Origin of the sequence: Catellatospora sp. NPDC049111, from assembly GCF_040648615.1 — a bacterium.
Taxonomy (GTDB): Bacteria; Actinomycetota; Actinomycetes; order Mycobacteriales; family Micromonosporaceae; genus Catellatospora; species Catellatospora aurea.
In genome coordinates, this window is sequence record NZ_JBEZEB010000002.1 from 459,815 (window position 1) to 475,977 (window position 16,163).

14 protein-coding genes and 1 riboswitch are annotated in these 16,163 nt (G+C 72.0%); of the genes, 8 read left to right on the forward strand and 6 right to left on the reverse strand.

Translation table 11 applies throughout. The features are described 5' to 3' along the window. Window positions 1–25: 25 nt before the first annotated feature. Window positions 26–910 carry a phytoene/squalene synthase family protein gene (locus AB0B66_RS04630; RefSeq protein WP_360522979.1) on the forward strand — a complete coding sequence of 295 codons (885 nt, stop codon included), beginning with the start codon at window positions 26–28 and terminating at the stop codon, window positions 908–910. Here AB0B66_RS04630 and AB0B66_RS04635 read toward each other — a convergent pair. The 3 genes from AB0B66_RS04635 to AB0B66_RS04645 all read right to left on the reverse strand — a co-directional run bounded on the left by AB0B66_RS04635 (window position 892) and on the right by AB0B66_RS04645 (window position 3,205). Further along, entirely contained in the window at window positions 892–1,371 is a 480-nt protein-coding gene (locus tag AB0B66_RS04635; RefSeq protein WP_360522815.1) for a hypothetical protein, read from the reverse strand. The genes AB0B66_RS04630 and AB0B66_RS04635 overlap by 19 nt on opposite strands. A gap of 140 nt (window positions 1,372–1,511) precedes the next feature. Next, a complete protein-coding gene (locus AB0B66_RS04640; RefSeq protein WP_360522818.1) occupies window positions 1,512–2,291 on the reverse strand; it encodes a peptidoglycan DD-metalloendopeptidase family protein in 780 nt (259 codons plus the stop codon). A 41-nt stretch (window positions 2,292–2,332) separates the two neighbouring features. Then, on the reverse strand, window positions 2,333–3,205 hold the full coding sequence (locus AB0B66_RS04645) for a M23 family metallopeptidase (RefSeq protein ID WP_360522821.1): 873 nt from the start codon (window positions 3,203–3,205) through the stop codon (window positions 2,333–2,335). A gap of 189 nt (window positions 3,206–3,394) precedes the next feature. Here AB0B66_RS04645 and AB0B66_RS04650 point away from each other — a divergent pair, with 189 nt between their 5' ends. Then, complete coding sequence (locus tag AB0B66_RS04650; RefSeq protein WP_360522824.1) at window positions 3,395–5,425, forward strand: BTAD domain-containing putative transcriptional regulator; 2,031 nt, start codon at window positions 3,395–3,397, stop codon at window positions 5,423–5,425. 205 nt (window positions 5,426–5,630) lie between these two features. Here AB0B66_RS04650 and ftrA read toward each other — a convergent pair whose 3' ends face one another. Then, a complete protein-coding gene (ftrA, locus tag AB0B66_RS04655) occupies window positions 5,631–6,614 on the reverse strand; it encodes a transcriptional regulator FtrA (protein WP_360522827.1) in 984 nt (327 codons plus the stop codon). Window positions 6,615–6,709: 95 nt separating this feature from the next. Here ftrA and AB0B66_RS04660 point away from each other — a divergent pair, with 95 nt between their 5' ends. The 3 genes from AB0B66_RS04660 to AB0B66_RS04670 all read left to right on the forward strand — a co-directional run bounded on the left by AB0B66_RS04660 (window position 6,710) and on the right by AB0B66_RS04670 (window position 11,281). Continuing rightward, a complete protein-coding gene (locus AB0B66_RS04660; RefSeq protein ID WP_360522982.1) occupies window positions 6,710–7,186 on the forward strand; it encodes a rhodanese-like domain-containing protein in 477 nt (158 codons plus the stop codon). 176 nt (window positions 7,187–7,362) lie between these two features. Further along, window positions 7,363–7,553: riboswitch (cobalamin riboswitch) on the forward strand. A gap of 297 nt (window positions 7,554–7,850) precedes the next feature. Further along, the gene (locus AB0B66_RS04665) at window positions 7,851–10,268 is read left to right on the forward strand and encodes a ribonucleoside-diphosphate reductase subunit alpha (RefSeq protein WP_360522984.1); all 2,418 of its coding nucleotides are present in this window, start codon (window positions 7,851–7,853) and stop codon (window positions 10,266–10,268) included. A gap of 17 nt (window positions 10,269–10,285) precedes the next feature. Next, window positions 10,286–11,281 (forward strand): ribonucleotide-diphosphate reductase subunit beta, encoded by a 996-nt coding sequence (locus AB0B66_RS04670; protein ID WP_360522986.1) that lies wholly within the window; start codon window positions 10,286–10,288, stop codon window positions 11,279–11,281. A 35-nt stretch (window positions 11,282–11,316) separates the two neighbouring features. Here the strand turns inward: AB0B66_RS04670 and AB0B66_RS04675 are convergent, their stop codons facing one another. Together AB0B66_RS04675 and AB0B66_RS04680 are read right to left on the reverse strand one after the other, a co-directional pair. Next, the gene (locus tag AB0B66_RS04675) at window positions 11,317–12,039 is read right to left on the reverse strand and encodes an HD domain-containing protein (protein ID WP_360522830.1); all 723 of its coding nucleotides are present in this window, start codon (window positions 12,037–12,039) and stop codon (window positions 11,317–11,319) included. A 124-nt stretch (window positions 12,040–12,163) separates the two neighbouring features. Then, on the reverse strand, window positions 12,164–13,054 hold the full coding sequence (locus tag AB0B66_RS04680) for an MHYT domain-containing protein (RefSeq protein ID WP_360522833.1): 891 nt from the start codon (window positions 13,052–13,054) through the stop codon (window positions 12,164–12,166). 144 nt (window positions 13,055–13,198) lie between these two features. Here AB0B66_RS04680 and AB0B66_RS04685 point away from each other — a divergent pair, with 144 nt between their 5' ends. From AB0B66_RS04685 to AB0B66_RS04695, 3 genes are all read left to right on the forward strand, one after another. Beyond that, window positions 13,199–13,813 (forward strand): thymidylate kinase, encoded by a 615-nt coding sequence (locus tag AB0B66_RS04685; RefSeq protein ID WP_360522836.1) that lies wholly within the window; start codon window positions 13,199–13,201, stop codon window positions 13,811–13,813. 84 nt (window positions 13,814–13,897) lie between these two features. Further along, window positions 13,898–14,776, forward strand: a complete 879-nt coding sequence (locus AB0B66_RS04690; RefSeq protein ID WP_360522989.1) for a MurR/RpiR family transcriptional regulator — start codon at window positions 13,898–13,900, stop codon at window positions 14,774–14,776. Continuing rightward, a complete protein-coding gene (locus tag AB0B66_RS04695) occupies window positions 14,769–15,695 on the forward strand; it encodes an N-acetylmuramic acid 6-phosphate etherase (RefSeq protein WP_360522839.1) in 927 nt (308 codons plus the stop codon). The genes AB0B66_RS04690 and AB0B66_RS04695 overlap by 8 nt, the downstream gene beginning before the upstream one ends. Window positions 15,696–16,163 lie beyond the last annotated feature (468 nt).

Genomic DNA, 16,163 nt, shown 5'->3' on the forward strand with positions numbered 1-16,163 from the left:
ACGCGTCCCGGCGGGTGCCGCCCCGATCCCGGCCGAGCTGGCGCAGGCGTACCGCCGTTGCCGTGACCTGCACCGCCGCCACGGCCGCAGCTACTTCCTCGCGACCCGCCTGCTGCCCGCCTGGAAGCGGCCGCATGTGCACGCGCTGTACGGCTTCGCCCGGTACGCCGACGAGATCGTCGACCGCACCGACACGGGCACCCCCGAGGATCGTGCCGAGCGGCTGCGCGACTGGTCCGGCCGCTTCCTGGCCGGGCTGCGCGGCGCGCCCGTGGCCGATCCGCTGCTGCCCGCCGTGCTGCACACCGTCGAGGTCTTCGACCTGGACCCGGCCGACTTCGCCGCGTTCGGACACAGCATGGCGATGGACCTGACCGTGCGCGAATACGCCGACTATCCGGCGCTGCTGTCGTACATGGAGGGTTCGGCGGCCGTCATCGGCACCCTGATGCTGCCGATCCTCGGCCCCGCCGACCCGGTGGCGGCCCGGGAGCCCGCGCGGCAGCTCGGCCTGGCGTTCCAGCTCACCAACTTCCTGCGCGACGTCGCCGAGGACCTCGCCCGCGACCGCGTCTACCTGCCCCAGGACGACCTGGCCCGGTTCGGCGTCAGCTCGGCCGACCTGCGCGCGGCGGCGGCGGCCCGCCGGGCCACTCCGCAGATCAAGAGCCTCATCGCGTACGAGGTCGACCGCGCCCGCGCCCACTACACCGCCGCCCTGCCCGGCCTCGACCTGCTACCCGGCGCGTCCCGCACCTGCGTGCGCACGGCCTACCTGGTCTACGGCGCGATCCTCGACGAGATCGAGCGCGCCGACCACGATGTCTTCGTCCGCAGGGCCGTGGTGGGGCGGGGCAGGCGGATCGCTTTGCTGGCCCGCGGCCTGATCGGTCAGGCCGCGGGTAGGTAGCCGAACCGGGTGCATTCGGACCTGACCAGGTTCTGCGTGTCGGGCAGCTGCCCGGAGGGCTCGGTTTTGACCATGTCGTCGGCCAGGTCGGCGAAGAAGTGCTGGAGCCGCGGATCGATGTCGCGGGCGGCGTACTCGCGGTAGACGGCGGCCCAGGGCGCGACGGCGTCGCGCACGGCCCGCTCCCGGCGGCGCTGCTCCGCCTCGTCACCGCCGGTCAGGCTGTCGGTGTACGCGAGCAGGGCCTCGATGTAAGGCGTGAAGTACGGGACGGCCGACAGCTGAGCGCTGTCGCAGGTGATGCGGGAGAGGTCGGCCACGGGGTCCCGGGTCGCCGCCGGTTGTGCCGCGGTGGCCGTCGTACCGGCCGGTGCGGGCACGGCCGCGTCGCATCCGGCGAGGGCGGCCAGGGTGAACACGGCGAACACGGCGGCGAGGAGGGCTCCGGGTCGGTGCGGCATCGGCAGACGTTAGCAACGCCGCGGCCGCCACGCTGCCCCTGCGCAATCCACGGCCCTCCGCCGCAGGTCAAAGCCGGTCAGGCGTTAAGAAGGGCACCTTCTATAACGCGGAGCGTTAAGAAGGTGCCCTTCCTTTGGTCTCAGCAGCGGGGGACGCCGGGGATGAAGCCGTCGTAGCCCGTGTAGACGTAGGCGTCGGAGATGAAGCGGCCCGAGCCGATGCGGTCCCAGATGTTGCTGGTGCCGTAGGTGCCGGTGACCGTGGTGCCGGTGGTCTGGCACTGGATGGAGACGGTCGCGCCGTCGTTGACGGTGCCCACCGACGCGTAGCCGGTGCCGGGGCCGGAGCGCACCGTCAGCGGGGAGCCCGCGGTGTTGACGGTGCCCTGCGCCGCGCCGCCGCCGCAGCCGTTGTCGCTGGTGTAGTTCTTGGTGCCCCAGTAGAGCGCGGTCACGCCGTTGAACTTGATCTGGATGGCGGAGCCGCCGGAGCGCTGCTCGTAGTGCAGGTGGGGGCCGGTCGAGCCGCCGGTGGTGCCGACGTACCCGATCACGGTGCCGTACTTGACGGTCTGGCCCACGGACACGTTGAACGAGTTCAGGTGCGCGTAGTACGTCGTGTAGCCGCTGCCGTGGTTGATGCGCACGTACTTGCCGTAGCTGGTGTCGCCGAGGTTGGTGACCACGTCCACGGTGCCGGGCGCGCTGGCCACGACCGGGTCGCCCTGGTCGTCGGTGCGGTTGAAGTCGATGGCGTTGGCGGGGCTGTGGTTGGTGCGGGTCTGGCCCGACCACACCTGGTTGCAGGGGAAGGGGACCTTGAAGGTCGGGGCGGCCATCGCCGGCGAGGCCTCGACCAGGACTGCCGCGGCGACCGCCACGGCGGTCACGGCCAGCCCCAGGAAACGCTTGACGTGCACAGGGTGCTCCTCTGGTGAAGTGGGTGCGGGGGAGAAAAGGATCAGGCGCAGTGTTCGAAACCGGAGGTGTAGCTGGTGCCGCCGGCGCTGCCGCCCCACTTCACGCAGTCGGGTGCGGTGCGCACGACCGGCCCGGCGTAGTAGGAGAAGCTGCCTGAGTCGGTGGTTCTGCTGGACCCCTGCGGCTCCAGGAAGGCGCTGGTGGCGGTGGGGGTGCCGACGCCGGTCATCTTCAGGGTGATGACGCAGTTCTGGCTGGTGGAGCCCTTCCACAGCAGGTTCGCGGTGCCCGCGCTGCCGAGCTTCACCGAGTCGATGACCTGGAACCCGCTGCCGCACTCGGCCGCCGGGTCGTACGACGTGGCGCAGTTGTTGCTGGTCACGTTGGCCGAGCCGTAGCCGAAGGTGCTGCCGTTGAAGACGGCCTTGATGATGTGCGACTGCGACCGGTCCGGGTAGCGCACCTCGTAGTGCAGGTGCGGCGAGATGCCGTTGCCCGGCTTGCTGGTGTTGCCGACCGAGCCGATGGCCTGGCCGCGCAGCACCGCCTGGCCCGCGGTGACGGCGCGGGTGTCCAGGTGTGCGTAGTAGGTGAAGTAGCCGCCACCGTGGTCGATGACGATCAGGTTGCCGTAGCCGTTGACGGAGCCCTGGTGGGCGGAGACCTCGACGGTTCCCGCCGCGGCGGCGACCACGGTGTCGCCGAGGTCTGCGGTGGCGGTGGAGCCGCGGTTGAAGTCGATCTCCCAGGAGACGTGGGCGCTGCTGCCGGTGCTGTTGCCGTTCCACGTCTGGCCGCAGGGGAAGGGCAGCTGGAAGGCGGGCGCGGCCTGCGCGGGGCTGCCGAGCAGGACCGCGCCGGCCAGACCTATGACCAACGCTGCGGCGCCGGCGAACAGCCGTTTTGGTCGCATATGGACGATTCCCTTCCGTGGGGTGGTGGAACAGGAGGCCCGTGACTGCGGGGTGTGTTCACAGCGTTGCGACAAGCTCTCCAACGTTTCTCCAGAACCCCTACAGCCGTTCAGCCGAGTGCTCTGGTCCGATCAGCCGAGCGCGCGTAGGCTCAGGCGATCGATCACGGATCGTGTGGGTAGGTTGGCGTGTCGGACCGGCTGGAACTGCGCATCCTGGGCTCCTTCGAGTTGACCCTGGGCGGCCTCGACGCACCTGTCGGCGGTGTGAAGCCGCGCCAGCTGCTGGCCACCCTCGCTCTCAACCACGGCCGCACCGTGTCGGTGGACCAGCTGATCGAGGTGCTGTGGGGGCAGGACCCGCCCCGGTCGGCGCTGGCCAACGTGCAGACGTACGTCAGCGCGCTGCGCACCCGGCTGGGCGAGGACCGGCTGCGCCGCCAGGCGCCCGGATACCGGCTGGAGCTGGACTGCGGCGAGCTGGACCTGCTGCGCTTCGAGGAGTACGCCCGCGGCGGTGACCCGGACAGCCTCGACGCGGCCCTGGGCCTGTGGCGCGGCGAGCCGGTCGAGAACCTGCCCGCCTCACCGCTGTGGCGTGCGGAGATCGACCGGTTGGTGGAGCAGCGGCGGGCGGTCCGGCAGACCCGGGCCCGGCTGCGCATCGAGGCCGGGCAGCCCGCCGCGGCAGTGGACGAGCTGCGCCGACTGGTCGCCGAGGAGCCGCTGCGCGAAGAGGCGTGGTCGCTGCTGGTGACCGCGTTGCGGGACGCGGGGCACCGGGCCGAGGCGCTGTCGGCGTACGCCACCGCGCGCCGCACCCTGACCGAGGAGCTGGGCGTGGAGCCTGGCGAGCCGCTGCGCCGCCTGCACCGCGCCCTGCTCGTCGAACAGGAGGGCCCGGCGGTGCTGGGCACCCGGCTGGACGGCGCGGCCGCGCTGGTGCTGCGAGGGCTGGCCCGGCTGGGCATCCCCGCCGCGCCGGGCTGGGTGCCGGCCGCGCTGCTGGACCGGCCGGATGCGACGGAGGTGCTCGACGCGCTCGACCGGGCCCGGCTGCTGCGGTCCACCGGCACCGACGATCTGAACCAGCCGCGCTACGGCCTGCCGGTGCTGGTCGGCCTGCTGGCACCGGACCTGCCCGGGGAGGCGATCGGCGCGGCGCTGACCCGCGCGCTCGGCGGCTATCTCACCCTGGCCGAACGCGCCGCCGCCGGGCTGCCGCGGCAGGTGTTCGGCCCCGGCGTCACCGTCGCGGCACGCTGGCCGGTGCCGGGCGCGGCGGAACTGGCCGGCGATCCGGTGCGCTGGTTCGCGACCGAACGCGACGCGCTGCTCGGCGCGGTCGAGGCGGCCGCCGCCAACGGGCTGTCCGATCTGGCCTGGGAGCTGGCCCACGCCATGGTGGCCTGGTGCGACATGGGCGGGCACACCGCCGAGTGGGAGCAGACGCACCGCACCGCGCTGTCGGCCTGCCGGGCGCAGGGCAACCTGCTCGGTGAGGCGGTGACCCTGCGCGGGCTGGGGCAGCTGCACCTCTACCGGGACCGCTACGAGGAGGCGGCGGAGGCGTTCAGCCGGTCGCGGCTGCTGTTCGCCCGGCTGGGCAACCTGTGCGGGCAGGCGGCGGCGCTGGCCGGGCTGGGCACGGGGCACCGGATCCGGGCCGAGCACGACGAGGCGCTGGACTGCTACCGGCAGGCGCTGGAGGCATACCGGCTGCTCGGGCACCGGCACGGCGAGGCGTACTCTCGCGGCGCGCTGGGCATGGTGTGGCTCGCCAAGGGCGATCTCGCCGAGGCGTACCGCGACTTCACCGCGGGGCTGGCGCTGGCCGAGGAGATCGGTGACGAGCATCGGGCCGCGCTGCTGACCCGCCAGCTGGGCCTGCTCCGGCTGCGCAGCGGCGAGCCGGCCCTCGCGCGGGCGGACCTGATCGCGGCGCTGGACCGGTTCGCGGTGCTCGGCGACGCCCACTGCGAGGCCTACTGCCTGACCGACCTGGCCTCGCTGGAAGCGCCCGAGGTGGCCGTGCAGCGGCTCACCCAGGCTCTGGAGATCTTCGAGCGGATCGGCGACCGCCGCGCCCAGGCGCAGACCGCGCGCCGGCTGGGCGAACTGCACCGCGGCGACGAGCGATTCGGCCTGTCCGACGCGTACCTGGCCGAGGCCCGACGGCTGCAGTCCACGGTGGAGATGGCACGCGTCCATCCGATGTGAGCACCCACCTGACGGGGGGCCTGGTCGGTATTGACCGGTGAAGGGATCCATCAGGTGAAGGGAGTCGCACCATGCGCAAGACCATCGTCACTCTGATCGCGGCCTTGCTGGCCGTAGCCGCCACGGGCATCGGCCTCGCGGCGGCCGGACCGGCGTCGGCCGCGCCGAATTACTCGATCGAGTGCTGCTGACCGACTGACCCGGCTCACCGGCCACGGAACGTCCGCCGGTACGACGACGGCGAGGTGCGCATGCACCGGCTGAAGTGGTGCCGGAACGTGGCCGGTGAATCGAACCCGACCGCGGCGGCGACCTGCTCCACGGGTGAGTCCGAGGTTTCCAGCAGGGGCAGGCTGGCCGCCACCCGCTGGTCGATGAGCCAGCGGATCGGGCTGGTGCCGGTGTGCCGGGCGAAGTGGCGCAGGAAGCTGCGCGGGGACATGCGCGCGTGCGCGGCCAGCAGGTTCACCGTGAGCGGCTCGGTCAGGTGGTCCAGTGCCCAGGCCATCGCGCGGGCCACGCCGTCGTCGTCGATGACGTCGCGCACGGGCAATTCGATGAACTGCGCCTGGCCGCCGTCGCGGTGCGGCGGCAGCACCAGCCGCCGGGCGACCGTGTTGGCGATCTGCGCGCCGTGGTCGCGGCGCACCAGGTGCAGGCACAGATCCAGCCCGGCCGCGCTGCCCGCGCTGGTGATCACCTGCCCGCTGTCGACGTAGAGCACGTCGGGGGTCACCTCGACCAGCGGGTGGCGCTCGCGCAGCAGCGGGGCGTACTTCCAGTGCGTGGTGGCCGCCCGGCCGTCCAGCAGGCCCGCCGCGGCCAGCGCGAACGCGCCGGAGCAGATGGAGACGATCCGAGCGCCCCGGTCGGCGGCCGTGCGCAGGGCCTCGACCAGCGCGGGGGAGACCTCGGCGCGGACGTCGGCAACCCCCGGAACGATCACGGTGTCGGCGGCGGCCAGCACGTCCAGGCCGTGCCGGGCGGTGATCGAGAAGCCGCCGACGGCCGGCATCGGCTCCGGCGTCTCGGCGCAGACGTCGAGGTCGTACCAGGCGACGTCGAGTTCGGGGCGGGGCAGGCCGAACACCTCCACCACGCAGCCCAGCTCGAAGGGCGCCATCCCGGCGTAGGCCAGCACCGCGATCCGGTGCCGGGCGCGGGTCTCCAGTGTCACGGGCGTACCCATGGCGAGATCTTAGCGGACAGCGGCGTTCTCGCCACTTCTGGTGGCCCGGCCGGCTCGACAGGATGGAACCAGTGACCGACCAGAAGGAGCCGACCATGCCCGCCGTTGTCACCACCTCCGCAGTGCTCAGCACGCCCCCGGCCGCCGCCGACGTCGCCGCCGCGCACTTCGCCGGCCGCCTGTCGTTCGAGGCCGACGTGTCCGACGTGTCCGCCGACCTGGCGTCCAGCGCACCCGGCTTCGTGCTCGTCGACTCCCGCTCGCTGGAGGCGTGGGAGCAGGGGCACCTGCCCGGCGCGGTGCACCTGCCCACCGCCGAGATCGCGGCACGGGCGGCCGAGGTCGTGCCGGCCGGCAGCGTCGTGGTCACCTACTGCTGGGGGCCTGGCTGCAACGGTGCGACCCGGGCCGCACTGGCCTTCGCCCGTCTGGGCTACCAGGTCAAGGAGATGCTCGGCGGGTACGAGTACTGGGTGCGCGAGGGCTTCGACACGCAGACCTTCCTCGGGCTGCGCAAGAACGACGTGGACCCGCTGACGGCCCCCGCGAGCGGCACGGCCTGCGCCTGCTGACCGCCCGCATCGACGCCGGTGAGGGTGGGCCATCGACGACACGCCGAGCCTATATGGGGCCGCTGTTGTCTGCGTGCCACTAGATGTAGTGTGAGGGCATCGCTGGTCCACCCCTCCGGCCCCCTCGGGGCCGGGTTTCGGGGTGCGCGCGAGCCGCCGCAGGGCGGTCCGCGCTGAGGGAATCCGGTGCGATTCCGGAGCTGCCCCGCAGCGGTGAGTGGGAACGAAGCCGTCCCGCCCTCCTCCCGCGAAGAGGGGAGCGGACAGCACTGGGCCGGTCCGGCCTGGGAAGCGACGGCGTAGGGGGTCCACGGCAGCACGGTGTCCGCACCGCGCCGCCCGGCCGCGCCCACGAGCCCGAAGACCTGCCGGCGTGCGTGCCGCGGACGGTTCCGCGACGCGCCCGCGACCCACTGTGCCGACTGCGCCGTTGCGCGGCAGGGCCAGGGGCCGCGACACCGGACCGCGCGGGATGGTCCTCGGTGGATGGCGTAGGCCCGGATCAGCCGGGTCGGTGCCGTTCGCGTGCCCTCCCGCGCTTCGACGAGGGGGAGCGCACACTTTGACCAGCACCACCTTCCGCAACACCGCCGACTCCGGCACCGCCGACGCAGAGCCGCTCACCGCGTCGCTCGCGACACTGCTCGCCGAGGCGGCGCAAGGGCTGCCCGATGTGGACCACACGGCCGTGCTGACCCCGGTGGCGGCCGGCGTCTGGCCCGGCGCGACCGAGGCCGACTTGCGCTTGCGGGCCGTCGAGACGGCCGCCGCCCTGGTGGCCCAGGAGCCGTCGTACAGCCGGCTCGCGGCGCGGCTGCTCACCGTGCACATCACCGCGGAGGCGGCCGCCCAGGGCGTCACCGACTTCCCGAGCTCCGTGCGCGCCGCGCACGCGGCCGGGCTGCTCGCCGACGACCTGGCCGCCTTCGTCGCGGCCCACGTGGCCGAGCTGGCCGAGCTCGTCGACCCGGCCGCCGACGACCGCTTCGAGTACTTCGGGCTGCGTACCGTCTACGACCGCTACCTGCTGCGGCACCCGGTGACCCGCAAGGTGCTGGAGACACCCCAGCAGTTCCTGCTCCGGGTCGCCTGCGGCCTGATGGGCGAGGTCGGCGACGCGGGCACCGCCGGGCGGCGGCTGCCGGGCAGCGTCACCGAGGTCGCGCGGCTGTACGCCATCCTCAGCCGGCTGGCGTACCTGCCCAGCTCGCCGACGCTGTTCAACGCCGGCGCCCGGCGTCCGCAGCTGAGCAGCTGCTTCCTGCTGGACTCGCCGCGCGACGAGCTGGAGTCGATCTACGAGCGCTACGGCCAGATCGCGCGGCTGTCCAAGTACGCCGGGGGCATCGGGGTGGCGTGGAGCCGGATCCGGTCCCGGGGCTCGCTGATCCGCGGCACGAACGGGCTGTCCAACGGCATCGTGCCGTGGCTGCGCACGCTGGACTCCAGCGTCGCCGCCGTCAACCAGGGCGGCCGGCGCAAGGGCGCGGCCTGCGTCTACCTGGAGACCTGGCACGCCGACCTGGACGAGTTCCTGCAGTTGCGCGACTCGACCGGCGAGGAGAGCCGGCGCACCCACAACCTGCACCTGGCCAACTGGGTGCCGGACGAGTTCATGCGCCGGGTCGAGGCCGACGCGAGCTGGTCGCTGTTCGACCCGAAGGACGTGCCGGAACTGGTCGACCTGTGGGGCGAGGAGTTCGACACGGCCTACCGGGCCGCCGAGTCCGCCGGGCGCGCGGTGCGCACGGTCCAGGCCCGCGAGCTGTACGGCCGCATGATGCGCACCCTGGCGCAGACCGGCAACGGCTGGATGACGTTCAAGGACGCCGCCAACCGCGCCTGCAACCAGACCGCGGTCGCCGGCAACACGGTGCACCTGTCCAACCTGTGCACCGAGATCCTGGAGGTGACCAGCGACGGCGAGACGGCGGTGTGCAATCTCGGCTCGATCAACCTGGCCGCGCACCTCGGCGGCGACGGCGTCGACTGGGACGCGCTGCGTGACACGGTGCGCACCGCCGTACGCGTGCTCGACCGCACCATCGACCTGTCCTACTACCCGACCGGCGAGGCGGCCGGGGCCAACAACCGGTGGCGGCCGATCGGCCTGGGCGTGATGGGCCTGGCCGACGTCTTCTTCGCGCAGCACCTGGACTTCGACTCGCCCGAGGCGCTGGCGCTGTCCACCCGCATCGCCGAGGAGATCGCGCTCGCGGCGTACGACACCAGCGCCGACCTGGCCGCCGAGCTGGGCACGCACCCGTCGTACGCGGACACCCGCGCCGCCCGCGGCGTCCTGCACCCCGATCACTACCCGGACGCGACCCGCACCCGCTCCTGGGCCTGGGACGAGCTGGCCGCCAAGGTGGCCCGCACCGGCCTGCGCAACTCGCTGCTCATCGCGATCGCGCCCACGGCCACCATCGCCTCGATCGCCGGCTGCGCCGAGTGCATCGAGCCGCCGGTCGCCAACGTCTTCAAGCGCGAGACCCTGTCCGGCGAGTTCCTCCAGGTCAACCGCTACCTCGTCGACGAACTCAAGGCCCACGGCCTGTGGAGCGCCACCCTGCGCGAACGCATCCTCGCCGCCGAAGGCTCCATCGCCGCTATCCCGGAGATCCCCGCCGAACTGCGCACCCGCTTCCGCACCGCCTGGGAGCTCCCGCAACGCGCCCTCATCGACCTGGCCGCCGCCCGCACCCCCTTCATCGACCAGTCCCAGTCCCTCAACCTCTTCATGGCCTCCCCCGACATCGGCAAACTCTCCTCGATGTACGCCTACGCCTGGCGAAAAGGCCTAAAAACCACCTACTACCTCCGCTCCCGCCCCGCCACCACCATCACCCCCACCACCGTAAGGAAGGGCACCTTCCCATCGGTTTCCGTAGCGGAAGGGCACCTTCTTGACGCCGCAGCGGGCGCGGGCAGCGCCGATGTGGCGCTGCCGGAGGCGGTCCGGGTCGGCGGCTCTGCGGCAGCCGGCGGCGTGCCCGGACTTCCGGCGCAGCCGCTGCGGACCGCGACCAGCCTGATCAACCTGAACCTGGAAAACCCTGAGATCTGCGAGGCCTGCCAGTGACCACCGACGGCAAGAAGATGCTGCTCGACCCGGGCCTCGACCTGACCCTGCGGCCGATGCGCTACCCGGACTTCTACGAGCGCTACCGCGCCGCCATCCGCAACACCTGGACGGTCGAGGAGGTGGACCTCGGCAACGACCTGCCCGACCTGGCCACGCTCAGCGACGGCGAGCGGCACCTGGTCAACCGGCTGGTCGCGTTCTTCGCCACCGGCGACACCATCGTCGCCAACAACCTCGTGCTGAACCTCTACCGGCACATCAACGCCCCCGAGGCCCGGCTCTACCTGAGCCGCCAGCTGTTCGAGGAGGCGGTGCACGTCCAGTTCTACCTGACCCTGCTGGACACGTATCTGCCCGACGACGAGGAGCGGGCGCAGGCGTTCGCCGCCGTGGAGAACATCCCGTCGATCGCCCGCAAGGCGAGGTTCTGCTTCGAGTGGATCGACTCGGTCTTCGACCTGCCCGAGCTGGTCACCGCCGACGACCGGCGGCGCTTCCTGCTCAACCTGATCTGCTTCGCGGCCTGCATCGAGGGCCTGTTCTTCTACGGCGCCTTCGCCTACGTCTACTGGCTGCGCTCGCGCGGCCTGCTGGACGGGCTGGCCGCGGGCACCAACTGGGTGTTCCGCGACGAGTCCATGCACATGGACTTCGCGTTCGCGGTCGTCGACACGGTCCGCGCCGAGGAGCCGGAGCTGTTCGACGACGAGCTGGGCAAGGCGGTGACCCGGATGCTGGAGGACGCCGTCGACGCCGAACTGGCCTTCGCGGAGGACCTGTGCGGTGCGGGGCTGCCCGGCATGACCCTGGCCGACATGCGGGAATACCTGCAGTACGTCGCCGACCAGCGGCTGGCGCGGCTGGGCCTGCCGGCACGGTTCGGGTCGAGCAACCCGTTCCCGTTCATGGCCCTGCAGGACGTGCAGGAGCTGGCCAACTTCTTCGAGCGCCGGGTCACCGCCTACCAGGTGGCGGTCCCGGGCACGGTCAGCCTCGACGAGGACTTCTGAGCCTCAACTCCCGGCCAGAATGGCCGAACTGAGCCTCAATTTCCGGCCAGAATGGCCGAAAACCGCTTCTCGGCGAGGTCGAACTGGGCGAAGATGTGCGCCTTGACCTCGCCGAGAAGCGGCGTGTCCGGCCGGGCCACCAGCTCCCGCAGCAGCGGGACCAGGGGCTGGTACTTGGTGGCGGCGCGCAGCACCTTCGGGCCGATGGTGTGGATGACGCCGACCCCGTTGTCGGTGAAGTCGGAGACCTTGATGATCCGCGCCCACGGGTCCACGTCCAGCGATTCGACCACGTGCTCGCGATACTGCTCGTCCTTGTCGCGGTCGAGGTCGTACTCCGGGTTGGTGACCGCGTTGACGAGTTGCGCGACGCGGGGGCCGAAGCGTTCGGCGAGCACCGCCAGCGCCTGCTCCCGGGGCGGCGGCCCGCTGCGGTGTGCCTGGCCGACGATGCCCCACGGCTGGTCCTCGACCGAGTCGTGCAGCAGGGCGGCGACCAGCACGTCCCGGTCGGTGATCCGGTAGTAGGTGATGATCCGGATGGTGACCCGCAGCAGGTGGTTGAGGTACGGCTCGCGTACCCGCCGCTGCTCGGCGTGCAGCCGGCCGGCCAGCTCGAGCGCCTCGGCGAGCACGGCCTGGTCGGCCGCGGGCAGGCGCTGGATCTCCAGGGCGAACCGGTCCCGCAGGCCCTGCTCGCCGAGCACCTCCGTGATGGCGTGCAGCGGCATGGTCATGAGGTAAGCCGGGGCGTCCATGCCGCCGTTTATATCGGATCAACGCCGTCCGCGCTTCCCTCTGATATGGACATACGCGGATACCGTGTGCCCGGTGTCGGGGTGCCGACTCGGGGCGCGCGGTATCCGCGCACGGGCGGTGCGGTCAGCGCGGGATCTTCGTGCGGTTGCGGTCGGCCAGTGACCTGGCCAGGCTGAACGGCGGGTTGACCAGGGGCGGGGCATCGGCGCCGCGCGGCGCGGGGATGACGGTGGCGGGGACCTGCGCACGGTGCTTCACCCGGCTCGCGTCCGCGCCGTCGAACTCCTCCTGCGTCATCGCCTGCAGGGCGTTGAACGTCACACCGATCAGGCACAGCGCCGACAACAGCACGATCGGCACGATGAGCACGAACGGGCTGAGGCCCTCGACCTGGCCGGTGCCGCCGACGTCCAGCGTGATCCGGATCGCGGCCATCGCGGTGTAGTGCATGCCGCACACCGCGACGCCCATCACCGCCGCGGCGGCCGTGATGGCACGCATGCCGGAGACGGTCACGGTGAACCACAGCGCGACGGTCGCGGCCACGACGGCGATCAGCACGGACGCGGCCACCAGGCCGAAGTCGTAGCTGACCCGCCCGGCGACCCGCATCGCGGCCATGCCGCTGTAGTGCATCGCGACGACGCCGAGGCCGGTGAAGCCGCCGCCGGCCACGATGCGCAGCGCGGACCGCCGGCCCTGGCCCGCGATGAACAGGCCGATGCCCACGGTGAGCACGGCGAGCGCGAGGCTGATGAAGGTGACGACCGGGTCGTAGCGGACCGGGCTGTTCGGCACGTCGAAGCCGATCATCGCCATGAAGTGCATGAGCCAGATGCCGGTGCCGCCGATGGAGAGCGCGGCGATCACCAGCCAACGGGCTCGCCGGCCGGCGGTGGGCGCGCGGCGGGCGCGGGCTGTGCAGACCAGGCCGAGCATCGAGCCGATGAAGGCCATCACGTACGCGGTCACCGGGTTGAACCAGCCGTACGCGAAATGGTGCACTTCTGCCATGGGAGTGCCTCCGGGAGGTTAGGAGGATGCCATTGGCCCATGAATGAGGCTCACTCAATCGCACAGCGTGTCCGTGTCCGCACTGTCGATCACCGCTGGCGTGCGCCGGGTAGCGTCAGCGGCATGGCAGGCACGAGTGCGTCGGTGGTCGCCCTGGTCGGCATCGACGGCTCAGGCAAGACCACCCAGGCGGTACGGCTGGCCGCGGCGCTCTGTGCGGCCGGGGTCACGGCCCGGTACGGCCGCAACGCCGGCGGCCGGCGCTTCCTGGGGCGGGTCGCCCGCAAGCTGGGCCGCGACGACGCGGTCTCGCTGCTCGGCCGCCGGGGCCTGCTCACGATCGAGGCGGTGCTGCGCTGGCTGGCCATCGCCCGCTCGCTGGTGACGGCGCGGCTGACGGGTGCGGTGGCGGTGATGGACCGCTACACCCCCTGCCAGCTGGTGAGCATTCGGGCACATGAGGGCGGCGAGTGGCTGGCCCGGACGGTACGCGCGGCTTATGCCCCGTTCCCCCGCCCGGCTGTCATCATCTTTCTCGACGTCCCGCCCGAGGTGGCCTATCACCGGGTGGAGCAGCGTGGCGACGACTACGAGGACATCGAATATCTGAACGCGAGCTACGCGGCCTACAAAGACGTACTGTCGGATGCGGTACACGTCGACGGCAGTGGCGATCCCGATGCGGTCGCCCAAGCCGTCTGGGCGGTTGTTTGGCCGGTCGTGAAACGTGGTTTGGCAGTTGACGTGGGGCGGTCCTGAAAGTAAGTTTCAATCGTGGCGAAGAAGTCGAAAGTTTCCGAGGAGAATGACAGCGTCTCGCGCGCGGGTCAGGAACCTGTCGGGCTGATCGTTCAGATCAATGGTCTGCTGCCCGCGCTCTCCCCGGCCGAACAGCGCGTGGCACGGCTCGTGCTCGCCGATCCGGCCGCCTCGGCCCGCCGCACCATCACCGACCTGTCCGCCGCCGCGGAGACCTCCGAGGCGACGGTCATCCGGTTCTGCCGCTCCATCGGCATGTCGGGCTACCCGCAGCTGCGCATCCGGCTCGCCGCGGAGGCCGCGCGCCGGGTCGAGCCGGCCGACTCGCGGGTGGTCGGCGGGGACATCCCGCCCGGCGCCGACATGGCGCAGATCATCGCCACCATCGCCTTCAACGACGCCCGCGCCGTCGAGGAGACCGCCGAGCAGCTCGACCCCGAGGTCTGCGACAAGATCGTGGATCTGCTGGTGAAAGCCTCCCGGGTCGAGGTCTTCGGGGCGGGGGCGAGCGGCTTCGTCGCCGCCGACTTCCAGGCCAAGCTGCACCGCATAGGCCGCGTCGCGTACTACTGGCCCGACCTGCACACCTCGCTCACCTCGGCGGCCCTGCTCGGCCCCGGTGACGTGGCGCTGGGCATCTCGCACACCGGCACCACCGCCGACACCATCGACGTGCTGGAGCGGGCCAAGGCGGCGGGCGCGGTGACCGTCGCGCTGACCAACTTCCCCCGCTCGCCGATCTGCGACGTCGCCGACTTCGTGCTGACCACGGCGGCTCGCGAGACCACCTACCGGTCCGGTGCGATGGCCAGCCGGCTCGCCCAGCTCACCGTCGTGGACTGCTTGTTCGTCGGGGTGGCCGCGCGCACCCGCAGCAAGGCACGCAAGGCGCTGGAGGTCACCGCCGAGGCGGTGCGCGGACGTCGCATCGGAACTGCCCGCCGCCGGTCCGGCGATGCCTGAGCTGCCCACCGGCTCCCTCCCGGTCCGTGTCGACGCCCCCACCGAGCAGCGCTACGCCCCGAGTGCCGACCTCGACCTGCTGGGCACGCGCCAGATCCTGCAAGTGATCAACGAGGCCGACCGCACCGTCGCCGAGGCGGTCGGCGCGGTGCTGGACCCGCTGGCCGTGGTGGTCGAGGACGCCGTGGCCGCGCTGCAGCGCGGCAATCGCGTGCACTACGTCGGCGCGGGCACCTCCGGCCGGCTCGGCGTGCTCGACGCCGCCGAGCTGCCGCCGACCTTCAACGCCCCGCGGACCTGGTTCTGCGCCCACATCGCGGGCGGCCCGGGCGCGCTGCTGGCCGCGGTCGAGGACGCGGAGGACGACACCGCGGGCGGGGCCGACGAGATCGCCCGGTGCGCCCGCACCGGCGACGTGGTCGTGGGCATCGCCGCCAGCGGCCGCACGCCGTACGTGCTCGGCGCGCTGCAGGCCGCGGCGGAGCTGGGCTGCCGGACCGCACTGATCGCGGCCAACCCGCACGCCGCCGCCGCGGCCTGGGTGGACGTGTTCATCGGCGTCGACACCGGCCCTGAGGTGATCACCGGATCGACCCGGATGAAGGCCGCCACCGCGCAGAAGCTGCTGCTCAACGCGTTCTCCAGCGCGGTGATGGTGCGCCTGGGGCGGGTGTTCTCCAATTTCATGATCGACATGGTGCCGACCAACGCGAAGCTGCGCGGCCGCATGCTGAACATCCTCGTCGAGGCGACCGGCCACAGCGAGGACGAGTGCCACCGCACCCTGGACGCGGCCGGGGGAGACCTGCGGGCCGCCCTGGTCGCGCTGCTGGCCGACCGCGAGGTGGCCGCCGCCCGAGGCGCGCTGGCCGGCCACGGCAACCGGGTCCGCGACGCCGTCGCCGCCCTCGCCGACTGACCGCGTTCGCCCGTCATCAGGGTCCGGCCAGGCCCAGGGGCCCGTTCCGATCGGTGTCCGGGCAGGCCCGACGGCCCCGTTCCGATCAGTGTCCGCCGCCCATGATCGTCCGCCGGGCCCGGATGGACCCGGCGGTGCCGTGCTGGTGCGGCCGGTCACCCATGATCGTCCGACTTGCCAGGCACCTGTGCGTATCTTGAGCCCGCTTTCGCCCCTGTGCCTGGCAAGTCGAATGACCTTGGTGCGTGCTGCGCCCGGCTTGCGCGACTACCCCGAAAGCCGGACCCCATTCGTGGGGAGTTCATGGCCGAATGGGTGTGCATTCCCCTCGCTGGGGTATACGTGTCCTGCGTTCGGGTGGGACAGGTGTGGAACCGTGCAATAGCGCGCGGGCTCGAGCGTCACAATAAATGGCGACGCAGGTCACAGCGTTGTAGTGAGGTGGATCGCTGTACCCTGGGCAGCTCC